Source organism: Halobacteriovorax sp. JY17 (assembly GCF_002753895.1).
Taxonomy (GTDB): Bacteria; Bdellovibrionota; Bacteriovoracia; order Bacteriovoracales; family Bacteriovoracaceae; genus Halobacteriovorax.
In genome coordinates, this window is the sequence record NZ_NJER01000001.1 from 1,734,269 (window position 1) to 1,752,854 (window position 18,586).

The 18,586-nt window shown below is 36.9% G+C and carries 15 protein-coding genes; 10 read left to right on the forward strand and 5 right to left on the reverse strand.

Going from position 1 to position 18,586, the window contains the following annotated elements:
- The first annotated feature begins 67 nt into the window (after positions 1 to 67).
- The 4 genes from CES88_RS08210 to guaA all read left to right on the forward strand — a co-directional run bounded on the left by CES88_RS08210 (position 68) and on the right by guaA (position 5,077).
- On the forward strand, positions 68 to 790 hold the full coding sequence (locus CES88_RS08210) for a hypothetical protein (RefSeq protein WP_290733238.1): 723 nt from the start codon (positions 68 to 70) through the stop codon (positions 788 to 790).
- Positions 756 to 1,877 carry a hypothetical protein gene (locus CES88_RS08215; RefSeq protein ID WP_290733239.1) on the forward strand — a complete coding sequence of 374 codons (1,122 nt, stop codon included), beginning with the start codon at positions 756 to 758 and terminating at the stop codon, positions 1,875 to 1,877. The genes CES88_RS08210 and CES88_RS08215 overlap by 35 nt, the downstream gene beginning before the upstream one ends.
- 154 nt (positions 1,878 to 2,031) lie before the next feature.
- Positions 2,032 to 3,501 (forward strand): IMP dehydrogenase, encoded by a 1,470-nt coding sequence (gene guaB, locus CES88_RS08220; RefSeq protein ID WP_290733240.1) that lies wholly within the window; start codon positions 2,032 to 2,034, stop codon positions 3,499 to 3,501.
- 7 nt (positions 3,502 to 3,508) lie between these two features.
- The gene (guaA, locus tag CES88_RS08225) at positions 3,509 to 5,077 is read left to right on the forward strand and encodes a glutamine-hydrolyzing GMP synthase (protein ID WP_290733241.1); all 1,569 of its coding nucleotides are present in this window, start codon (positions 3,509 to 3,511) and stop codon (positions 5,075 to 5,077) included.
- Between the two features lie 33 nt (positions 5,078 to 5,110).
- On the opposite strand, the gene CES88_RS08230 is transcribed toward guaA, so the two are convergent.
- From CES88_RS08230 to CES88_RS08240, 3 genes are all read right to left on the reverse strand, one after another.
- On the reverse strand, positions 5,111 to 6,157 hold the full coding sequence (locus CES88_RS08230; protein ID WP_290733242.1) for a DUF3943 domain-containing protein: 1,047 nt from the start codon (positions 6,155 to 6,157) through the stop codon (positions 5,111 to 5,113).
- 127 nt (positions 6,158 to 6,284) lie between these two features.
- Positions 6,285 to 7,178, reverse strand: coding sequence for a hypothetical protein (locus CES88_RS08235; protein ID WP_290733243.1), 894 nt, complete (start codon positions 7,176 to 7,178; stop codon positions 6,285 to 6,287).
- 124 nt (positions 7,179 to 7,302) lie between these two features.
- Positions 7,303 to 7,755: a hypothetical protein gene (locus tag CES88_RS08240; protein WP_290733244.1), complete on the reverse strand. Its 453-nt coding sequence runs from the start codon at positions 7,753 to 7,755 to the stop codon at positions 7,303 to 7,305.
- 218 nt (positions 7,756 to 7,973) lie between these two features.
- Here CES88_RS08240 and dnaE point away from each other — a divergent pair, with 218 nt between their 5' ends.
- Genes dnaE through CES88_RS08265 form a run of 5 tightly spaced genes read left to right on the forward strand, consistent with a single transcriptional unit; the run spans position 7,974 to position 15,610 of the window.
- Positions 7,974 to 11,597: a DNA polymerase III subunit alpha gene (gene dnaE, locus CES88_RS08245; protein WP_290733245.1), complete on the forward strand. Its 3,624-nt coding sequence runs from the start codon at positions 7,974 to 7,976 to the stop codon at positions 11,595 to 11,597.
- 23 nt (positions 11,598 to 11,620) lie between these two features.
- Positions 11,621 to 13,039: a hypothetical protein gene (locus CES88_RS08250; protein ID WP_290733246.1), complete on the forward strand. Its 1,419-nt coding sequence runs from the start codon at positions 11,621 to 11,623 to the stop codon at positions 13,037 to 13,039.
- 4 nt (positions 13,040 to 13,043) lie between these two features.
- Positions 13,044 to 13,976: a hypothetical protein gene (locus tag CES88_RS08255; RefSeq protein ID WP_290733247.1), complete on the forward strand. Its 933-nt coding sequence runs from the start codon at positions 13,044 to 13,046 to the stop codon at positions 13,974 to 13,976.
- An 11-nt stretch (positions 13,977 to 13,987) separates the two neighbouring features.
- Positions 13,988 to 15,040: a quinone-dependent dihydroorotate dehydrogenase gene (locus CES88_RS08260; RefSeq protein WP_290733248.1), complete on the forward strand. Its 1,053-nt coding sequence runs from the start codon at positions 13,988 to 13,990 to the stop codon at positions 15,038 to 15,040.
- A 3-nt stretch (positions 15,041 to 15,043) separates the two neighbouring features.
- Complete coding sequence (locus CES88_RS08265; RefSeq protein WP_290733249.1) at positions 15,044 to 15,610, forward strand: tetratricopeptide repeat protein; 567 nt, start codon at positions 15,044 to 15,046, stop codon at positions 15,608 to 15,610.
- Here CES88_RS08265 and queC read toward each other — a convergent pair.
- On the reverse strand, positions 15,607 to 16,308 hold the full coding sequence (queC, locus tag CES88_RS08270; RefSeq protein ID WP_290733250.1) for a 7-cyano-7-deazaguanine synthase QueC: 702 nt from the start codon (positions 16,306 to 16,308) through the stop codon (positions 15,607 to 15,609). The two genes, CES88_RS08265 and queC, sit on opposite strands and share 4 nt — an antisense overlap.
- A gap of 13 nt (positions 16,309 to 16,321) precedes the next feature.
- The gene (locus CES88_RS08275; RefSeq protein ID WP_290733251.1) at positions 16,322 to 18,091 is read right to left on the reverse strand and encodes a phospho-sugar mutase; all 1,770 of its coding nucleotides are present in this window, start codon (positions 18,089 to 18,091) and stop codon (positions 16,322 to 16,324) included.
- Between the two features lie 197 nt (positions 18,092 to 18,288).
- On the opposite strand from CES88_RS08275, the gene CES88_RS08280 reads away from it, so the two are divergent.
- Positions 18,289 to 18,537 (forward strand): ferredoxin, encoded by a 249-nt coding sequence (locus CES88_RS08280; RefSeq protein ID WP_290733252.1) that lies wholly within the window; start codon positions 18,289 to 18,291, stop codon positions 18,535 to 18,537.
- The last annotated feature ends 49 nt before the right edge of the window (positions 18,538 to 18,586 follow it).

Below are 18,586 nucleotides of genomic sequence, written 5' to 3' on the forward strand. Positions count from 1 at the left end.
TGCTAAATATTTTAGCAATTTGTCCGATTAGGTAAGAGAAGATTAAGGTTTTTAAGAGGATTAACCTATGCAGAAGGCCATTAAATTAACACTACTAACAACGTTCTTAACAAGTTTTGTTTCTTGTGGATTCGTAAATCATATTGAAGAGAGATCTGCACAGATCAACCATCAAGAAGATACGATTTTACAATTATCTAAAGAGACGAGAGATTTGCAGTATCAAATTTCAAAATTGAAAACTGAAATTGCAGCTCTAGAAACTAAGAATCAATATCTCACTGTTCAGTTAAAAGAATCAATGGGGGAAAGCCCTGCAAGAGCGAGAGGTATTGCCTCTGTAGCTCCACTAGAAGATGCAACTGATCTTGTGAAGTTTGATGTTTATAAGTGGAAGCCTGATCAAGTATTAGCTGTGGCGAAGAAGGAATTCTCTGCTAAGAATTTTGAAAAGTCCGCACAATTTTTTTACACATACAAGAAGCAATTTCCTGGTGATAAGAAAATGGATGATCAATTTCTCTTTCAAGCAGGTGTTGCATCCTTTGAATCTGGAAAACACTATGACTGGGCAATTACTAATTTTTCAAAGTTAGTAGAAGCTTATCCAACTTCAAAATTTTATAGAGGTTCTAAACTATGGATGGCCTTAGCTAATCTAAAAGTGGGTAATGAAGAAGAGTTCTTTATAGCTGCTGAAGAGTTTAGAAAGAAATATAGAAACACTCCTGAATGGAAAATACTGAGTACTCACTATGAAAAAATCGTTCAAAGACACAAAAAGAATTAGTTTAATCTCTTTCTTTTTCACATTCTTCTTTATGAACCTATCTCTGGCAAACTCGCCGGAGATGATGGTTACCTCTGTTAAAGGTAATGCTTTCCTTGTTAGTAAGGGAAAGACTGTAACCTTGAAGCCTGGCGATCATATTTATGATTTTCAAGAAATCTTCACTGAAGTTGGTGGACAACTAACAACAAAGAATTTTAAAGATCAAGTCTTCCACTTCTCAGGTGGAAGTAGTGCCAAAGTTTTAAAGAATTTCTTAGAGTTACAGAATGGATACTTATGGGTTCAGTCTCATGAAAAAAAATCTCAGATTTATAAAATTCAAACACCAAATAGTATTATTTCATTTAGTGAAGGTGAGGCCATCATAGATTTTGATAATAATATTGTTAAAACTCAGCTTCTTGTTTTAAATGGTCAATTTTCGTTTTCAAATTTATTTGAAAATTACTTAAATTTAGATGTAACTTCTGGAAAGTTTTCATTTATTTCAAAAGACTATGAAAATGGAGCACCAAGAAATCCAACCCCTGTGGGGAAGAATACATTTTCTAAACTTCAGGCATTATTTGATAGATCAAGTGTTGAGCAAAGAGAGATTACTCCTGTTGCTGATATATTAACTGCTCAAGATACTAGAATGCTTGTGAAAGAAACTCCTAAAAAGAGGTCGATTGCATCAATAGTAGAGCTTGATAGTAAGAGCGATGCTGAAATTATTTATAGAAAGAAACACAAGAGAGACGAATCTCTAGATACTGTTCTGACTAACTACTATGAAAAGAAGTTATCTAACATGAAGGCTACAAAAACGAAGAAGAAGTTTAGCCCAAGCTATGTTAAGAAGTCGGGAGTAAAGGTCTATATTTTTGGTCAAAAGAGCAAAAAAGAGAGATCAATTGCCTCTGTTAAATCGACAAGAAAGCCCGCTTCAATTGGTATGGAGCCAGTAGTTAGAATTAAGAAAGACGCTTTTGAATCTTCACTTACTCGAGAGTATAAGAAACAACTTAGACATGATAAAGAAGTGAACTCACTTATTAATGAATTGAAAAGTTACGATCAAGACTATAAGCAATCTTATTAATTCCAAAAAAAACATTTATTAGTCTAGCGTTTATCTCAGATAAACGCTGATTAGCTTCTCTAAAATAGCTATGTGAAATAGCTTCCTCATCGTTTTCTATAGACATTTAAGTTATAATTTCAACATCTTAAATAAATTATGAAAGAGGAAAATCATGAGCAATTTAACTCCAAAGCTTGCTTTGACTTACGACGATGTTTTACTCAAACCCGGTTACTCTGAAATTCTACCCGCAGATGCAATTTTGAAATCTAGATTCTCAAAGAATATTGAATTGAATGTTCCAATTGTCTCCGCAGCAATGGATACTGTCACTGAGGGGAGAGCTGCAATTGTTCTTGCTCAGCAAGGGGGAATAGGAGTCATCCATAAGAATATGTCTCCTGAAGAACAGGCGAATGAAGTTCGAAAGGTTAAGAAGTTTGAAGCAGGTATGGTTTTAGATCCTGTTACAGTTTCTCCAGAGGCCACTCTTTCAGATGTATTTGCACTTTCTAGAGAGAGAAAAGTTACAGGGATGCCAGTCGTCGATAGAGATAATCTCTGTGTTGGAATTATCACAAGTCGAGATACTCAATTTGAAACAGATCTCTCTGTAAAAGTTAAGGATATTATGACTACAGGTGATAATTTAGTTACAGCAAAGAAAGGGATTGACCCAGGAGAAGCTCAATCTCTCTTACATAAGCATCGTATTGAAAAGCTTCCAGTTCTAGATGAGAAAGGAAGACTTGCTGGCCTTATTACGATCAAAGATATTATGAAGAAAAATGACTTTCCAAACTCCAATAAAGATAGATTTGGAAGACTTCGAGTCGCCGGAGCTATGGGGGTAGGTGATAAGGAGTTTGATAGGGCCATTAGACTTGTTGAGGCAGGTATCGATGCTCTTGTTGTCGATACAGCTCATGGACACTCAAAAGGTGTTTTGAATATGGTAAAGAAATTAAAAGAAACTTTTGCTGAGGTTGATATTATTGCAGGTAATGTTGCTACTGCGAAGGCCTGTGAAGATTTAGCGAAGGCCGGAGCTGATGGAGTAAAGGTTGGAATTGGTCCCGGGTCAATTTGTACTACGAGAGTTGTCGCAGGAATTGGAGTTCCACAGCTGGGAGCAATTTTTGAGTGCGGGATTGCTTGTAAGAAGCTAAATATTCCAATGATCGCTGATGGGGGAATTAAATACTCTGGAGATATTGTAAAAGCAATTGCTGCAGGAGCAAGTTGTGTGATGCTAGGTTCTCTCTTTGCTGGTTGTGACGAATCTCCAGGTGAGATGATTCTCTATCAGGGAAGACATTATAAAGTTTACCGAGGAATGGGCTCACTTGGTGCTATGGCACTTGGTTCAAAAGACCGTTATGGACAAGCGGAAGTTGATGAAATCCAAAAACTTGTTCCAGAGGGAATTGAAGGACAAGTTCCTTATAGAGGATCACTTGCTTCTAATATTTATCAGATGCTCGGAGGACTTAGAGCTGGGATGGGTTATGTTGGCGCCGAAAATATTTCTGCACTTCAAGAGAAAGCAGAGTTTATTCAAATTACACAAGCTTCATTAAAGGAGTCACATCCTCATGATGTGATGATTACTAAAGAAGCACCTAATTATCAAAAGTCTTAGGAATATTATGAAAAGCGAAAAGTTAGTAGATAGAAAAATTTGGATCGTTGACTTCGGTTCTCAATACACACAATTAATAACAAGAAAGTCTCGGGAGCTTGGTTATTCAAGTGAGATCATTACATTAAAAGAATGTAGAGAACTCTTTGATAAGAATGAAAGACCAGATGCGCTTGTTCTAAGTGGTGGCCCTCAGTCAGTATTTGAAGATACGTATGATTATTCCTTTATTTTTGATAATGAAGATCTTCCAATTCTTGGGATTTGTTATGGAATGCAAATTCTTGGAAAATACTTTGGTGGAAATGTAGAGAGAGGAACAATTGGGGAGTATGGACATGCGACCATTGAATTCTCTGGGTCTCAAAAGTTTGAGAATTGCCCAAGTAATATTAGCGTATGGATGAGTCATTCTGATCATATATCAAAACTTCCAAATGACTTTGAACTTGCTATTAAAAGTGGAAATGGATTGATTGCAGGGATTGTTCATAAGTCGAGAAAAATTCTAGGGCTTCAGTTTCATCCTGAAGTTGAGCATAGCGATCATGGCAAAGATATTCTAAATCACTTCTTTAAAAATATTGCAGAACTTGAGCCTGATTGGTCAGCGAGTGAAATGTTAAAAGAAGCGACAGCAATGGTGAAGGCCATTGGAGATAAGAAAGTTCTCTGCGCATTCTCTGGTGGTGTCGACTCTCTCGTTGCAGCGATGTTATCACATCACGTTCTAGGAGAGAATCTATATTGCTTCTTCGTTGATCATGGACTTCTTCGTCCGCAAGACTTAGGACACATAAAGTTACTTCAAGAGAAGCTTCCTCTTAATATCGAAATCATAGATGTAAAAGAATTATTTCTTTCTAAATTAAAAGGTCTTTCTGATCCTGAAGAGAAGAGAAAGATGATTGGTAATACTTTCATTGAAGTTTTTGAAGAGAAAGTTCATGAGTTTGAAGATAAGAAAGGAATTAAATTTGATTATCTCCTGCAAGGAACTCTCTATCCTGATGTGATTGAATCTTTTTCACCACATTTAGAAGATGGAAAATCTGCAACGATTAAGTCTCATCATAATGTGGGTGGGTTACCTGAGAGAATGAAACTTAAATTACTTGAACCATTGAGACATTTATTTAAAGATGAAGTTAGACGACTTGGAGAGGAACTTAGTTTAAATCACGATTGGGTTTATAGACATCCTTTTCCTGGTCCTGGATTAGGAATTAGAATTCTTGGAGAAATTTTTCCAGAATCTATTCGAAAGGTCCAGGAGTCTGATCAAATTCTCTTTGAAGAACTTCATCGCTCTGGATTATATGAAGCAACCTGGCAGGCCTTAACTGTTCTTCTTCCTATTAAAACTGTCGGAGTGAAGGGAGATGCAAGGGCCTACGAAGAAGTTATTTGTTTAAGAATGGTTAATAGCTCTGATGGTATGACCGCCACATGGTCTGAAATGCCGAGAGATTTTCTAACAAAGGTTTCAAGTCGAATTACAAATGAAGTGCGTGGGGTGACAAGAGTCGTCTACGATATAACTTCTAAGCCACCAGGAACAATTGAGTGGGAATAAAGAAAAGGAAGACAAACGTCTTCCTTTTTATTTTTAGAATTTTAACTCAATTCCAATCCCAATAACCGAGTCTTGAATTTCAACTTCACTTGATCCAAATTGATGTGTAGTAGAACCTTGAGTATAAAGGTATGTTCTAGAGCTTTTAATAATATCATTTTCAAAAAATCCATTAATACCATCAAGCATTGCTCCGGCAGGATTCATTAATGCCATTGCAAATCCACCAACTTTTTCAGAGCCAAATAATTTTCCACCATTATCTTTAATCTTTTGCTCCATCGTAAACATAGCTTCTCCCATTAGTGAACCAATAATCGGAGTAATAAGTAAGTCTTGAATTGAAGGAGTTTCAGCAAAAGCTTCAAATCCGTATTCCCAAAAGAATGTAGACATAACAACACTGTATCCGAATGATTCCATTTTATTAAAACCTGCGTGACGAGCTACAGTGTAATAAGCTGCTCCCGAAATAGGGTGTCCTATATAGTTAATCATCCAATCATCTTTATCTACTACTGGACCTTCTTTTACATTTTCCTTCCACTTATTTCCTAATCCTGCTCCTGAAATTTCTTCTTTATCCCACTTCGTAACCGATTCTGGCATTACCCATAGTAGGCCAATCGCAGCAGCTCCAAGAGCTGTGAAGTTTCGAGTTTGTTTCGCTAGTTTCTTTTGTCTTTCAGAAAGATTATTAAATGAAATTGGAGTTCTATATTGATCACCAACGACTACAAATGATGTAAATGGTTTTTCTTCATTTTGAATACAAATGCTCTCTAGTTGATCAACAGGAGCGGCAGTATTTCTTATAAGTGTTGCTTGAAGGGACTTACACTCTACTTGATTTCTTGTATCAACTGTTATTATCTTTCCTTCTCCAAACATTCGAGCTTGTTTTTCTTTCTTTACACGCTCGTCGTGCATATCATCTGTAATTTTATTCCATTCTTTTTCAGTGACAAATCTAGAAAGAGGATTAAACATCCAATCGTCTAGCTTTACTTCGTCTGTTGAGTTTGCAAATGAGCTCATGGAAGCTAATAGTATTGGAAGTATTAGTAGTGACTTAAGCATAGTAACCTCTTTCTCAATTGAATTAAATTGAGGTAATTATATATTCTAAGTAGAGATGAATGAGGATGATTGTAGGATTTTCAAGGGCCGTCAATAAAGTAGACGGCCATAAGATACGGTAATTACTCTAAAGAAATAAGTGCATTTGATCAGCAATAGACTCTTTCTGAGTAATAATATCTCGAGTTCTATGCTGAAGAACTTCGGTCTTGGTGAAGGAATCGCTAAAGGTTTGAATTACAAAGAAACTCATTTGCGGGTAATCTTGTTTAAGAGACTTCATCTCTTCAGTGATGAGTTCAACATTATGAGGGTCATCGTCACTCATTCCAAATCTGTGGTGATCACTATAACCATATTTTTCTATGGCCATCTCAACAGACTCTCTGATGGCCCCTCTTTTTAAATCAGCAATAGAGGCAGCTTCTTGACCACCTGAAAGATGATCCCTAACTTCAGGGTTACTTACAGGGTAAATACTTAAGTAATTAGGTGATTTTGTAAGATGTCCGTCTTGTACGAGAAGATCGATTCCTTTCTTAATTGTTTCTGGTTCGTGACCTCTTGCTGTAATAACTGATACAGGTCTCTGGTTATGAGCTGCGTGGAAAAAGCAATTCCAAGAAGGAGCTTTCCAATTAAAGTCTTTCTTTGAAAGAGCTTCTTCAACATCTTCAATGAATCTTTGCTTCTTGTCTTTTAAAGAATATTTTTGATCGCGGAAGTTTCTAAAACTTCCTTTTTCATCATTGAAATCAATAAAGTAATCTTGATAGAGGCCAGTGATTCCAATTTCTCTATGGTGACCAGCAAAGGCCGCACTCGAGAGTTGAAGCTCTTGTCCTGTTTTCTTATGGAAAATGATTATTGTTGTTGCGAGTGTTGCAACATTGTCATCGAAGTCGAAGAAGTAGAAACTCTTACCACCTAAGTGAAAATTTCTGTCCATTTCAACTGGCCGATCTGCAAAGAGCTCTAGTTGAGAGGTACTTAATGGGATTTTCTTCTTTCTTTTAGCCATGGTGATTTAACCTATATCCATTTACCTAGTGTAATCAAGTGAGTATGTAATATTTAACTAGTGGAAATTGTGCCAACTAATTAAAAATACTACTAGATCAATTTGTGTGTGGATTATTTCTCAGTTAATCGACGATGAAAGAGGAGAGGTTAATCACTTCCTGTGGGAAATCTCTCTTATTAATTTTAACCTTTTTATAGACTTTGTAAAATACACTGTAGTGAGTGAGGCAGATGGCCGCAAACTCAGTGAGAATGTTTTTATTCATGGCGCACCTCTTTAGGAAAGCTAGACCCTTTGAGGTGTGAGACTTATTTATCTTTATAATTTGAGCTATTTCATGAAGAGCTGCTCCAGCATCCTTCCATTCATGATGAATAAAAGCGACTTCCCCCGGTTTTTGAGGAGGATAGTTCTGTTTTAGTGGAAGTGCAGCGCCCGCTTCATCTAGGATTTGTTTGAATTCTGTCTTTGATAAGCGCTTCATTTCCGCGCGCGTGTAGAGTTTTGGGAATTCTACAAGATTTCCAAAGCATTGAAATGAGATGAATAGAGTTATAAGTGATATTTTAAACATTTGTAAGTTCCTATAATAACTAAAATATAAAATTGGGCAAGAGAAAGTCTTGAATTGCTGCGTTGCGCCGTAATATGTATTCATGAACTATTCAGCCGAATGGGAGAGTGCAGTATGAGGGAAATCGACTGACATTTTGTGCTTAATTTGCTTTAATCTGAGTATAGAAAATATATGCGACACCACACACACGACGCATGAATCACGAGGCATTCAATATGAGTGAAAACGAATCTTCATCGCTTCTAGAGACACATCCAAATAGCTTTGTTCATCTTCACTTGCATACGCAGTATTCACTGCTAGATGGTGCAATTAGATTAAAGGATTTAATTCCTGCTGCTAAAGAAATGGGTGTTCCTGCTATTGCTCAAACTGATCATGGAAATATGTTCGGAGCAATTGATTTTTATAAGCGTTGTAAGAGCGAAGGTATCAAGCCGATTCTAGGATCTGAAATTTATTTCACTCCTGGTTCGAGATTTGATCGAAAATCTGCAAGAAGATCGGCCCGTGTTTCCAATCAAGATGAAGAGGAATCAAATCACCACATTCATCACCTTATACTACTCGCAAAGAATAATACTGGTTATCAAAATCTTTGTAAGCTTCTCTCGAGAGCATACCTAGAAGGTTTCTATTATAAGCCAAGGGCCGACGTAGAACTTTTAAAAGAATATTCCGAAGGTCTAATTTGTACGACGGCCTGTTTAAAGGGAGAAGTAGGTTATAACTTCTTTACAGGGCAAGATGATAAGGCCGTTAGAGCAATTGAGAAATTACAAGAAGTTTTTGGTTATGAAGACTTCTACTTAGAAATTCAGGAAAATGGAATTCCAGAACAGGCCGATGTTAATAGAAAAGTTTTGGAATATGCCAAGAACAATAAAGTAAAAGTTGTAGCAACAAATGATGCTCACTACATGACTCCTGAAGATGCGACAGCACAAGAAGTTCTTCTTTGTATTCAGACAGGGAAGTCTTTTGCTGATGAAAATAGAATGAAGATGACTTCTCAGGAGTTTTATTACAAATCTCCTGAGAAAATGCGTGAACAATTTCACTACGCCCCTGAGGCGTGCGATGCCACTTTAGAAATTGCGGATAAGTGTAATGTTGAACTTTCTTGGACAGATGAGAAGGGAAATCAAATTTATCATCTTCCTGACTATCCAATTGATACGGGTGAAACTCCTGATGAATATTTTAGAAGATCTTGTAAGGAAGGACTTGAAGAAAGGTTTAGAGGTCCCCACTTTACTAAATTAGTCGCTCAAGATAATTGGAAGACTGAAGAAGAGCCTAAGTATTGGGACAGACTTAAATATGAAGTCGATATGATTATCGAGATGGGATTTCCTGGTTACTTCCTAATTGTTGCTGACTTTATTCAATGGTCAAAGAATAATGGAATCCCTGTAGGTCCTGGACGTGGTTCTGGTGCGGGCTCTCTTGCGGCTTACGCGATGACGATTACAAATATTGATCCACTTCCATATAACCTTCTCTTTGAAAGATTTATAAATCCTGAACGTATTTCCATGCCCGATTTTGACGTTGATTTTTGTCAAGCTGGTCGTCAAAGAGTTATTGAATATGTAACTGAAAAATATGGAGAAGATAAAGTAGGGCAGATTATTACTTTTGGTAAACTGCAGGCGAAAGCGGTTGTGAAAGATGTTTCAAGAGTTTTTGATCTATCTTTTGCAGAAGCGAATATGTTGTCTAAACTTATTCCAGATGAACTTGGAATAAATCTTGAGAAGGCCATTGAGATGGAGCCTAAGATTCAAGAACTCATCGATACCGATCCAAAGATTAGACAGATCTTTACCATCTCTAGAAGACTTGAAGGTTTATATCGTCACGCGGGGATTCACGCCGCTGGTGTAATTATTACGAGTAAGCCCCTTGTTGAGTATTGCCCTCTTTTTAAAGGTGCCAAGGGCGAGAAGGTTGTTCAATTTGATAAGGACTTTTCAGAAGAAATTGGTCTTGTTAAATTCGACTTTCTTGGACTTAAAACTCTCACAGTAATTGATCATGCTTCTAAATTTGTTCAAAGAGATCATGTTAAAGATTTTGATATTGAAGAAATTGATTATGAAGATTCTAAAGTTTATGACTTCATTGGTGATGGGAATACTATTGGTGTATTCCAGCTTGAATCATCAGGGATGATTGACCTTTGTAAGAGAATTATGCCTGATAGTATTGATGATATTACGGCGATTAATGCTCTCTACAGACCAGGTCCTATGGGGTCTGGGATGCATGATCAATTTGTGGAAATCAAGCATGGTAGGCAGAAAGAGCATTATCCATTTGAAGAGCTAAGACCACTGCTAAAAGATACTTATGGAATTATTGTTTATCAGGAACAGGTGATGAATATTGCCAGAGTTCTGGCTGGCTATACTCTAGGGCAAGCAGATATTCTTAGAAAGGCGATGGGAAAGAAAAAGATTTCTCTTATTGAAGAACATAGGGAGATCTTTCTAAAAGGTGCAGCTGAGAGAGGGTTCGATGTTGAAAAGGCCGGAGATCTCTATCAGTTAATGGCAAGTTTTGCGGAATATGGTTTTAACAAATCTCACGCTGTTGCTTATTCATACATCTCATTCCAAACTGCTTTCTTAAAGTACTACTATCCATCATGTTTCTTTGCGGGACTTCTTTCGACTGAACTTTCTAATACTGATAAAGTTACTATCTACATTAACGATGCTAAAAACCATGGCGTTGAAGTTCTCCCTCCTGATGTGAACGAGTCTCTTTGGCTCTTTAACGTCATTGGGGAAAATATTCGCTTTGGTATGGGAGCAATTAAGAATGTTGGTGAGAATGCTGTTGAAGAATTAATTAGAGAGCGATCTGAAAATGGTCCATTTAAAGGATTCATCGACTTCTGTACTAGAGTTTCTTTAAAAATTGTTAACGGTAGAGTTATTGAATCGTTAATTAAGGTAGGGGCTTTTGATGAGAGCGAGCAAAAGCTCAATAGAAAGACTATGCTTGAAAATGCAGAGCTGATTATTACTTACGCTAAGAAACTTCAGCACGCTAAAGAACTTGGACAGGTTAGTCTTTTCGATATGGCCCCTGTTGAAGAAGATGACGACTCTAACGATCCAATGAAGATGTTAGATATTCAAATCACGAATGACTTTGATGATAGAGAGAAGCTTGCTTACGAGGCTCAGTTGATGGGAATCTATGTTTCAGGTCATCCACTAGATCGCTATAGCGATATTATGGATAAACTTGCATCAATGAATATAGCAACTGCTCATGATATTACTGGTGGTGATAAGAGAGATATGATGCTCGCTGGATTGATCTCTGAAAAGAGAGATATCATGACCAAAAAGGGCGATAAAATGTGCTTCGCTCAGCTTGAAGACCTCTCTGGAAAGATTGAATGTATTGTCTTTCCGAAAGTTTTTGCCGAATTCGGAGAACTGCTAAGTGGTGATGAGCCAGTACTTATAAGTGGAAATGTGAATTTAGCGGAAGAGCCACGCAAGTTTTTTCCTAATAATGTGAAATTATTGAAAGATCAGGCCGAGGATAGGGTTACTTCAATTCGAATTAATGTTAAAATGGAAGAGCTTTCGGAGACTAAACTTGATCGATTCAAGCAGGTACTCTTGAGCTATAGAGGAAGTGTTCCTGCGCATGTTATTTTTAGTGCAAATGATGGACGGGCAAGATTGCCACTAGGAGAAGAGTTTCTAGTTAATCCAACACCACAAATGGCCGCGCGTGTGAATGAACTTTTTAATGGTAATTCAGTTCAGTTTATTGTTGATGGGAGAGTTGAAGATCCAGCAATGCAATAGACTTCAAGGATGGAGAATAAGTGATGAAGGGAATGATCACGTTAGTACTAGCTTTAGTACTAACAGTTAATGTTAGTGCAAAAGACGACCTAACAAATGGTGAAGGAAGGTTTGTTTCTAGAGATGGAGACTCTCTCACATTTGTTAAGAAGCAATTACTTTATGCTGCCGTTAAGGATATAATTACTAAAGAGCTTTCAAAAATGGGTCATAGCTCGGAGGTTTTCTGGGCAAAGTATAATGAAAAGTTTGATTCATACTTTTCTCCTATAAAAGAAAACCTCGATAAGTCTTACGGAATAACATCTTCCGAGACAAAGCTTAGTGGAAGAAAGAAAGAGCAGTATGAGGATTCTCTTAGATCAAAGAAGCTAACTCTTAAAGCAAGATATGGAAAACTTCAAAAAATTCTCGCCTCGTATTCCGTAAAAAAAATGTCTCGTTCTCCTCAATTTCCAAATAGTCGCTACATGAATATTCAAGCGAAGGTTAATCGAAAGTTATTAAATGATATGTTCTACGGCTACACTCGAGGTGGAGAAAAGAGAATATATAAGAATCTATTTGTCACTGTTGAGTTTTCAATGCGAGAAATGTCTTGGCAAGATCTTGGAGTAGAGCTTGAAAATGATTTCACTAGTGTTTTAAAAGAGCATTGGAAGAGATGGTTTGAAGATAAATTTCAAGGAAAAGTAAATAATGTTATCGTTACAACTTCATATGAAGAAGAGAAGCTTGATTCACATTTAAAAATGCTCTCAGAGGCAAGTTCATCTCTCAATCAAATTTCAAGTATTGAAAATGATCTTGCAAAAGAGCAACAAAATGCACTCATCTCTGTGGATGATCAGCTAAAAGATTCTCTTTGGATGAAAGTAAAAGTGAACGTTCAAAAAGTTGCAGAAGATGAAACTTTTAAAAAGAGAACATTTCTCTTTGGTGGTGAGTACTTACTCTTTGATCTGAAGTCTAATCGCCTAGCTTCTCATTATGACTTCATAAGTGAAGAGGCAACATTCTCTACAGCTAAAGACCTTTCTAGTAATTCTGCAAGCCTTGTTTATCGTCTACCTGTGGCGAAGTGGGAGAGCCTTATTAGAGATATCTCTCACTTTCCTCTTGGAAGAAAGAGTTTTAGAATTGATGTCATAGGAGCTAACTCAGTTAAGCAGATTGATGAAGTGGATAAGTATCTCTCATCTATGGGGCTAACTCATAGCTTGAAAGTTAAAGTAGAATCTTTCAATAGAGATAGAGCACAACTTAGAATTTTCTTTAAGGGAACAATTGATGACCTAAAGGGAACACTTCTAAGAACGAAGAATTTAGAAGTAGATGGGCAGAAGAAAATATTTTTTCAAAATGAAGAAAGTCCATTTACAATTAATCTAGTAGATAAAGAAATATCAACGCCAGAGAAGAAAGAAAATGGTCAGGGGTAATCCAGTGAAAGACTTGAATAAGAAAGTTGTTTCTCTAATAAGTATATCTTTAATTTTAACTTCATGTAGCTTTGGAACAATTGATAGAAGCGCGCATGGGAATAGACCTCGAACGGAGCCTCGAACTTTTTTTAACGGGGTTAAAAAGAGAGTTGCTCTCCTTACTTTCTTTAATGAATCTCCTTATGGTGGAGAAGACTTAGGTGTTACTGCCACGGAAGAGTTTAGAAGAGAATTATCAAGAACAGGACAATTTGTCGTAGACCCAATGGCGAAGAAATTATTTGGCTCTTCTAAAGAAATTTACGCCGGTGGTGGGGTAAAGCTAGTTCAGCTATCTCGAAAAGCAAAAGTTGCAGGATTAAACTTTGTTCTCTTTGGAAGAATTATCGACGCCAGAATTAGAGAGAAAGTTGATGAGATTGGTGTTGTTCGTGAAACAAAGTCTTATACAGAGTCTAAAGTTGAAGTTCGGATCTTTGATGTAAATGGTAATAAAGAAATTTACTCAGAAACTCTTAGAGGTTTTGCTGATGATAGTAGTTTCAGATTCTTTCAGGGAGATAGAGAGACGAAGCTTCAGTATAGAAGAGATCTTCTTCGCTATGTTGTAAAGATAGCGGTAAGAAAAGCAATCCCTAGAATTCTAGCAGTCTCTTCAAAACTCGACTGGGTTGGAAGAGTGGCTAAAATTGTTGGAACTAAAATCTATATAAATGCAGGAAGAAATTCAGGACTTAATATTGGAGATATTCTAAAAGTCATGTCGGAGGGAGAGGAAATTTTTGATCCTGAAACAGGCGCTTTAATAGGTGTTTCTAAGGGAACGGTTAAAGGAACAATTGAAGTCATCGATTACTTTGGTGCCGACGGCTCAATTGCTGTCTTGCACTCCGGAGGCTCTGTTCACGAGAATGACTTTGTTCAACTCTACTAAAGGCATAAGTAATGCTTTATGATTTCTTTAAGTTTATGGCCTTCAAGATGGATGCTGAAAAGGCCCATGAACTTTCAATAAAAGCACTCTCAAATTTTCCTTTGGCCATGGCCGATGCCTTTGGCGGAGACATCGAAGACTTAAAGAAGTATCAAGTGAAGCTTAATTCTATGAATTGGAGCTTCCCGGTAGGGCTTGCTGCAGGACTTGATAAGAATGCGAAGGCCATAAACTTCTTTTCGAGGATTCCTTTTGGTGCTGTAGAAGTTGGAACGGTTACACCCCTTGCTCAAATAGGAAATGATAGACCTAGATTATTTCGATATATTGAAGAAGAATCTCTAAGAAATTGCATGGGGTTCAATAATGACGGAGCAGAGAAGATACTTCGAAATATACAAGCGAGTGACCGAGTAGGAAAAATTCTAGGGGTTAACCTTGGTAAGAATAAGACCACCAGTGCAGAGGAAGCTCATCTCGATTACCTAAAATTATTTAAAACCTTTAAAGACCACTGCGACTATCTCGTAATTAATGTTTCTTCTCCAAATACTCCAGGTCTTAGAGATCTTCAAAGACATGAGAGCATGAGAGAAATCTTTGAGTCATTAGAAGACGAGAGAAAGACTTGTAGAACACCACTTTTTATTAAAATTTCACCAGACCTTCCTCTGGATTCTCTAGAGGGGATTGTGAGTCTTGCTAGCGAGTTTAAGCTAAGTGGAATTATTGCAACTAATACAACAATTATGGAAGATAGAGGTATTGGTGGAGTTTCTGGTAAGCTCTTAACTGAGAAGGGGCGTCTTGTTAGAGAAAGACTTCTAGAAATTATGAAAGACACTCCTGAGCTAGATTTTATTGGAGTCGGTGGAATTTCAAATTTTTCAGATGTTTGGGATTTTTGGAAGAGTGGTGGAAAGGCCTGTCAGATTTATTCATCTTTTATTTTTCAGGGGCCGAGTGTTCTTCAAGATATTAAGTCTGGCATTGATGAGAAATTGAAAGTGAATGATTTAAATAATCTTGAAGAGTTGTTTAAGAATATTAAGGATTGTCACTAGTCTATGGATATTTCTGAAATTCCATTTAATATGAATATTGAAATTGCGGACGACCTTAGGGAAGTGCCAGTTGATACAGATCAAATGCACCGAGGAATAAATTTTTTAAAAGAAGCTGCTAGTGAAGAAAGTGAAGAACTTATTAAAGCAAAGATTTTCTCTCACATTGGATTCTATTCAAGAATTGTATTTGAACTTAATCAGTCACATGACTTCTACGAGCAGTCTATTGCTCTCTATGAAAAGCATAAGAAGAAGCTCTCCGCTTTCTCTGTAAAGATTAGACTTGCTGTAACTTATCAATGGATGGGGAAGTTTGCTAAGGCAGATAGTTTCTTTCATCACGCCTTAGAAGTTTGCAGAAGTTCAAATGAAAAAAAAGTTCAAAAATTTGAAGTGACTATTCTTGAGTATTATGGAAAGTGTAAGTTTGAGCAACATAGTATTTCTAAGGCCGAGGAATTGCTAACTGATGCTCTTGAGATTCGAATTATTAGTGGAGACCTAGAGCTTATCAATCAAGCTCAACACGCTTTAACAATTGTGACAAGAAGGCTTGCAAAAGACTAAAGGTAATTTGGTCTTTGGTCGTACTCAATAGGGTCTTCAAGTCCAGCAATTTGAAAGCCTCTAAGCCTTAGAGCGCAAGAGTCACAGATCCCACAGGCCTTATCGCCGCGAGCATAGCATGAGTACGAAGAAGATAGAGGAGCGTTTAGAGAAATGGCCTTTTTAACAATTTCTTCTTTCTTCATGTGAATAACAGGAGTGACAACTTCGATATCCCCATCTTTCGTACCTTCTTTTATAAGGTTATTTAAGGCCTTATAGTATGAAGGTCTACAATCTGGGTATCCTGATGAATCTTCGTAAACTGCTCCAATATAAATTTTCTTTCCACCGACAACTTCTGACCATGAAACGGCCATGGCAACGATATGAGTATTTCTAAAAGGAACGTAGCTATCAGGGATCTCTTCGCTCTCGCCTTGATAGTTCTTTACGTCAATTGAATCATCTGTAAGTGAGCTTCCTCCAATTTGAGTGAGGAAGCTTATATCAATTATTTTTCTAAGAGATTTTGGAACATTATAAAAGTCTGCAATTTTTGTAAAACACTCAAGCTCACGGTCTTGAGTCTTCTGTCCGTAGTTTAAGTGGAGAAATGCCATATTCTCATGTTCTTCATTGGCCATAGCCGCTGTTACGAGAGAGTCCATTCCACCGCTAACTAAAACTACTGCTAATTCTTTGGACTTATTCGACATTTCTAACCTCTATTTAGGCCTTATCAGCTTGCTCCTTGATGTAGCTTAAGAACTCATCAGTCTTAGCAAGGGCCTTTTTCTTCTTTTCGTCTAGTGAGCCTTCTTTTTCCTGAATCATTATATAGAACTTAATCTTAGGTTCAGTTCCAGATGGTCTCATGTAAACTTTAGTTCCATTTGTAAAATTGAAACCTAGAACATTACTAGTAGGTAGGTCAAGTTTCGATAGCTTAGACTCTGTAAAAGATTTAGACTCACCAGTAGAGTAATCTTCTAAGTAGCTGATTTCTTCGCCGCAAAAAGTCTTGTCTGAATAGGCTCTAAAGTTTTCCATGATCCGAGCTATTTTCTCGGAACCTTCTTTTCCAAAATAATTTAAATTGAGAAGTGTCTCTGATGAGAACCCATACTCTTCGTAAATTTTATCGAGAGCGTCTACTAAATCCATTCCCTGTAATTTATGGTGTAAGCAAATCTCACTAAGTAGGGTAATTGAACTTACTCCATCTTTATCTCTTACGAATTCATGATTGAGATATCCAAAAGACTCTTCAGTTGCAAAGACGAAATTCTTTTCTGGATTTGTTTTTTCGAGTTGATTCATTTTCCCACAAATCCACTTAAATCCTGTAAGAGTGTTGAATGTTTCTACTCCAAAGCTCTCAGCTATTAAATCTTGTAATGGCGTCGTAACAATTGTTTTTACAAAGTATGGGTTACTTGGCATCGCTCCAGATTTCTTAAGTCCACTCATCATATAGTGAACCATAAGAACACCAATTTGATTTCCATTTAAATAAATGATTTCACCATTTTTCTTGAAAGCAATACCTACTCGGTCAGTGTCGGGGTCTGTACCAAAGGCCACATCAGCATTTGTCTCTTCCATTAGCTTTACCGCGAGAGCGAGGGCTTCTGGGTTTTCTGGATTAGGAGAACTTACAGTCGGGAAATCCTCATCTGGAAGTTTTTGCTCTTCTACAATTTGAACATTTGTGAATCCAAGATTCTTTAGGGCGGTTGAGCAAGGAATAAATCCTGTTCCGTGAATTGGTGTATAAACTATTTTTAATTTACTTCCTTCTTCTTTACACATTTTGGCATTAACAGCTTTTGAGTTAATCGCTTCAAAGTATAAATTCTCAACATCTTCACCAACCCAGTGAATAAGATTTTTTTCAAGACCATCTTCAAAGTTCATTGTTTTAACGTTAGAGAAATCAGTCATTGAATTATAGTTGTTAATAATATTTGAATCATTTGGTGGAGTAACCTGAGCTCCATCATTCCAAAATACTTTATATCCATTATACTCTGGAGGATTATGAGAAGCTGTTACCATAACTCCTGCTTGAGCTTTATGATGTCTAACACTAAAGCTTAGAAGAGGGACTGGATTTAATCTCTTATAAATATAAGCGTGGACATTATTTGCGGCCATGACACTAGCGACTTCTTTTGCAAATTCAAAAGAGAATCTTCTATTGTCATAAGAGATGGCTATTTTTAATTCAGATAGACCTTCTTCTTTGCCTGATCTAATTATTTCATTAGCCAGCGCTTGAGTGGCCTTTCTAATTGTGTATGTATTAATTCTATTTGTTCCGGCACCAATGATGCTTCTCATTCCACCAGTTCCAAATTCGAGGTCTTTGTAGAATCTCTCAATAATTTCTTTTTCGTCACCAATATCAATAAGATTCTGTATCTCTTTTCTAAATTCTTCATCAAAGTATGAATTCTCTGCCCAAGCCTTAGCTCTCTCTAGTGCATTCTGCTCCATTTTGGTCTCCATTTGCCATTGGGTTCACTTCAAGTCGAAGGTGCATTTTGCCATTATTAAAGAAAAGTGACAAGAATGACGTATAGCATATACTTGAAATGATTAAGACTTTAGCTATATTTTAGACCTACTAAGTATAGTCTTTCACTAAATATTGATATAATAGTTAGTAAACTGAAAAGATTAAGGAGAACGAGATGGCCAATAAGGACATGAAGCACGAAAAGAATATTGCTGGTGCTTGGTATTGTACAGATCCAGATGATGATAACGGAGAAGGGTGTATTGCATGTAATGTGTGTTATACGGGCGCTCCAGAATTCTTTGCTGAAGATGAAGATGGTAATGCTTATATAATGAAGCAACCAACTACTGATGAAGAAGTTGAACTCTGTGTTGAGCAGATGGAAGCTTGTCCAGTAGCATCAATTGGAAATGACGGTTAAATAATTCTCTGGGCCAAATTTCTTGGCCCAATCTTTCTGAAAAAATACA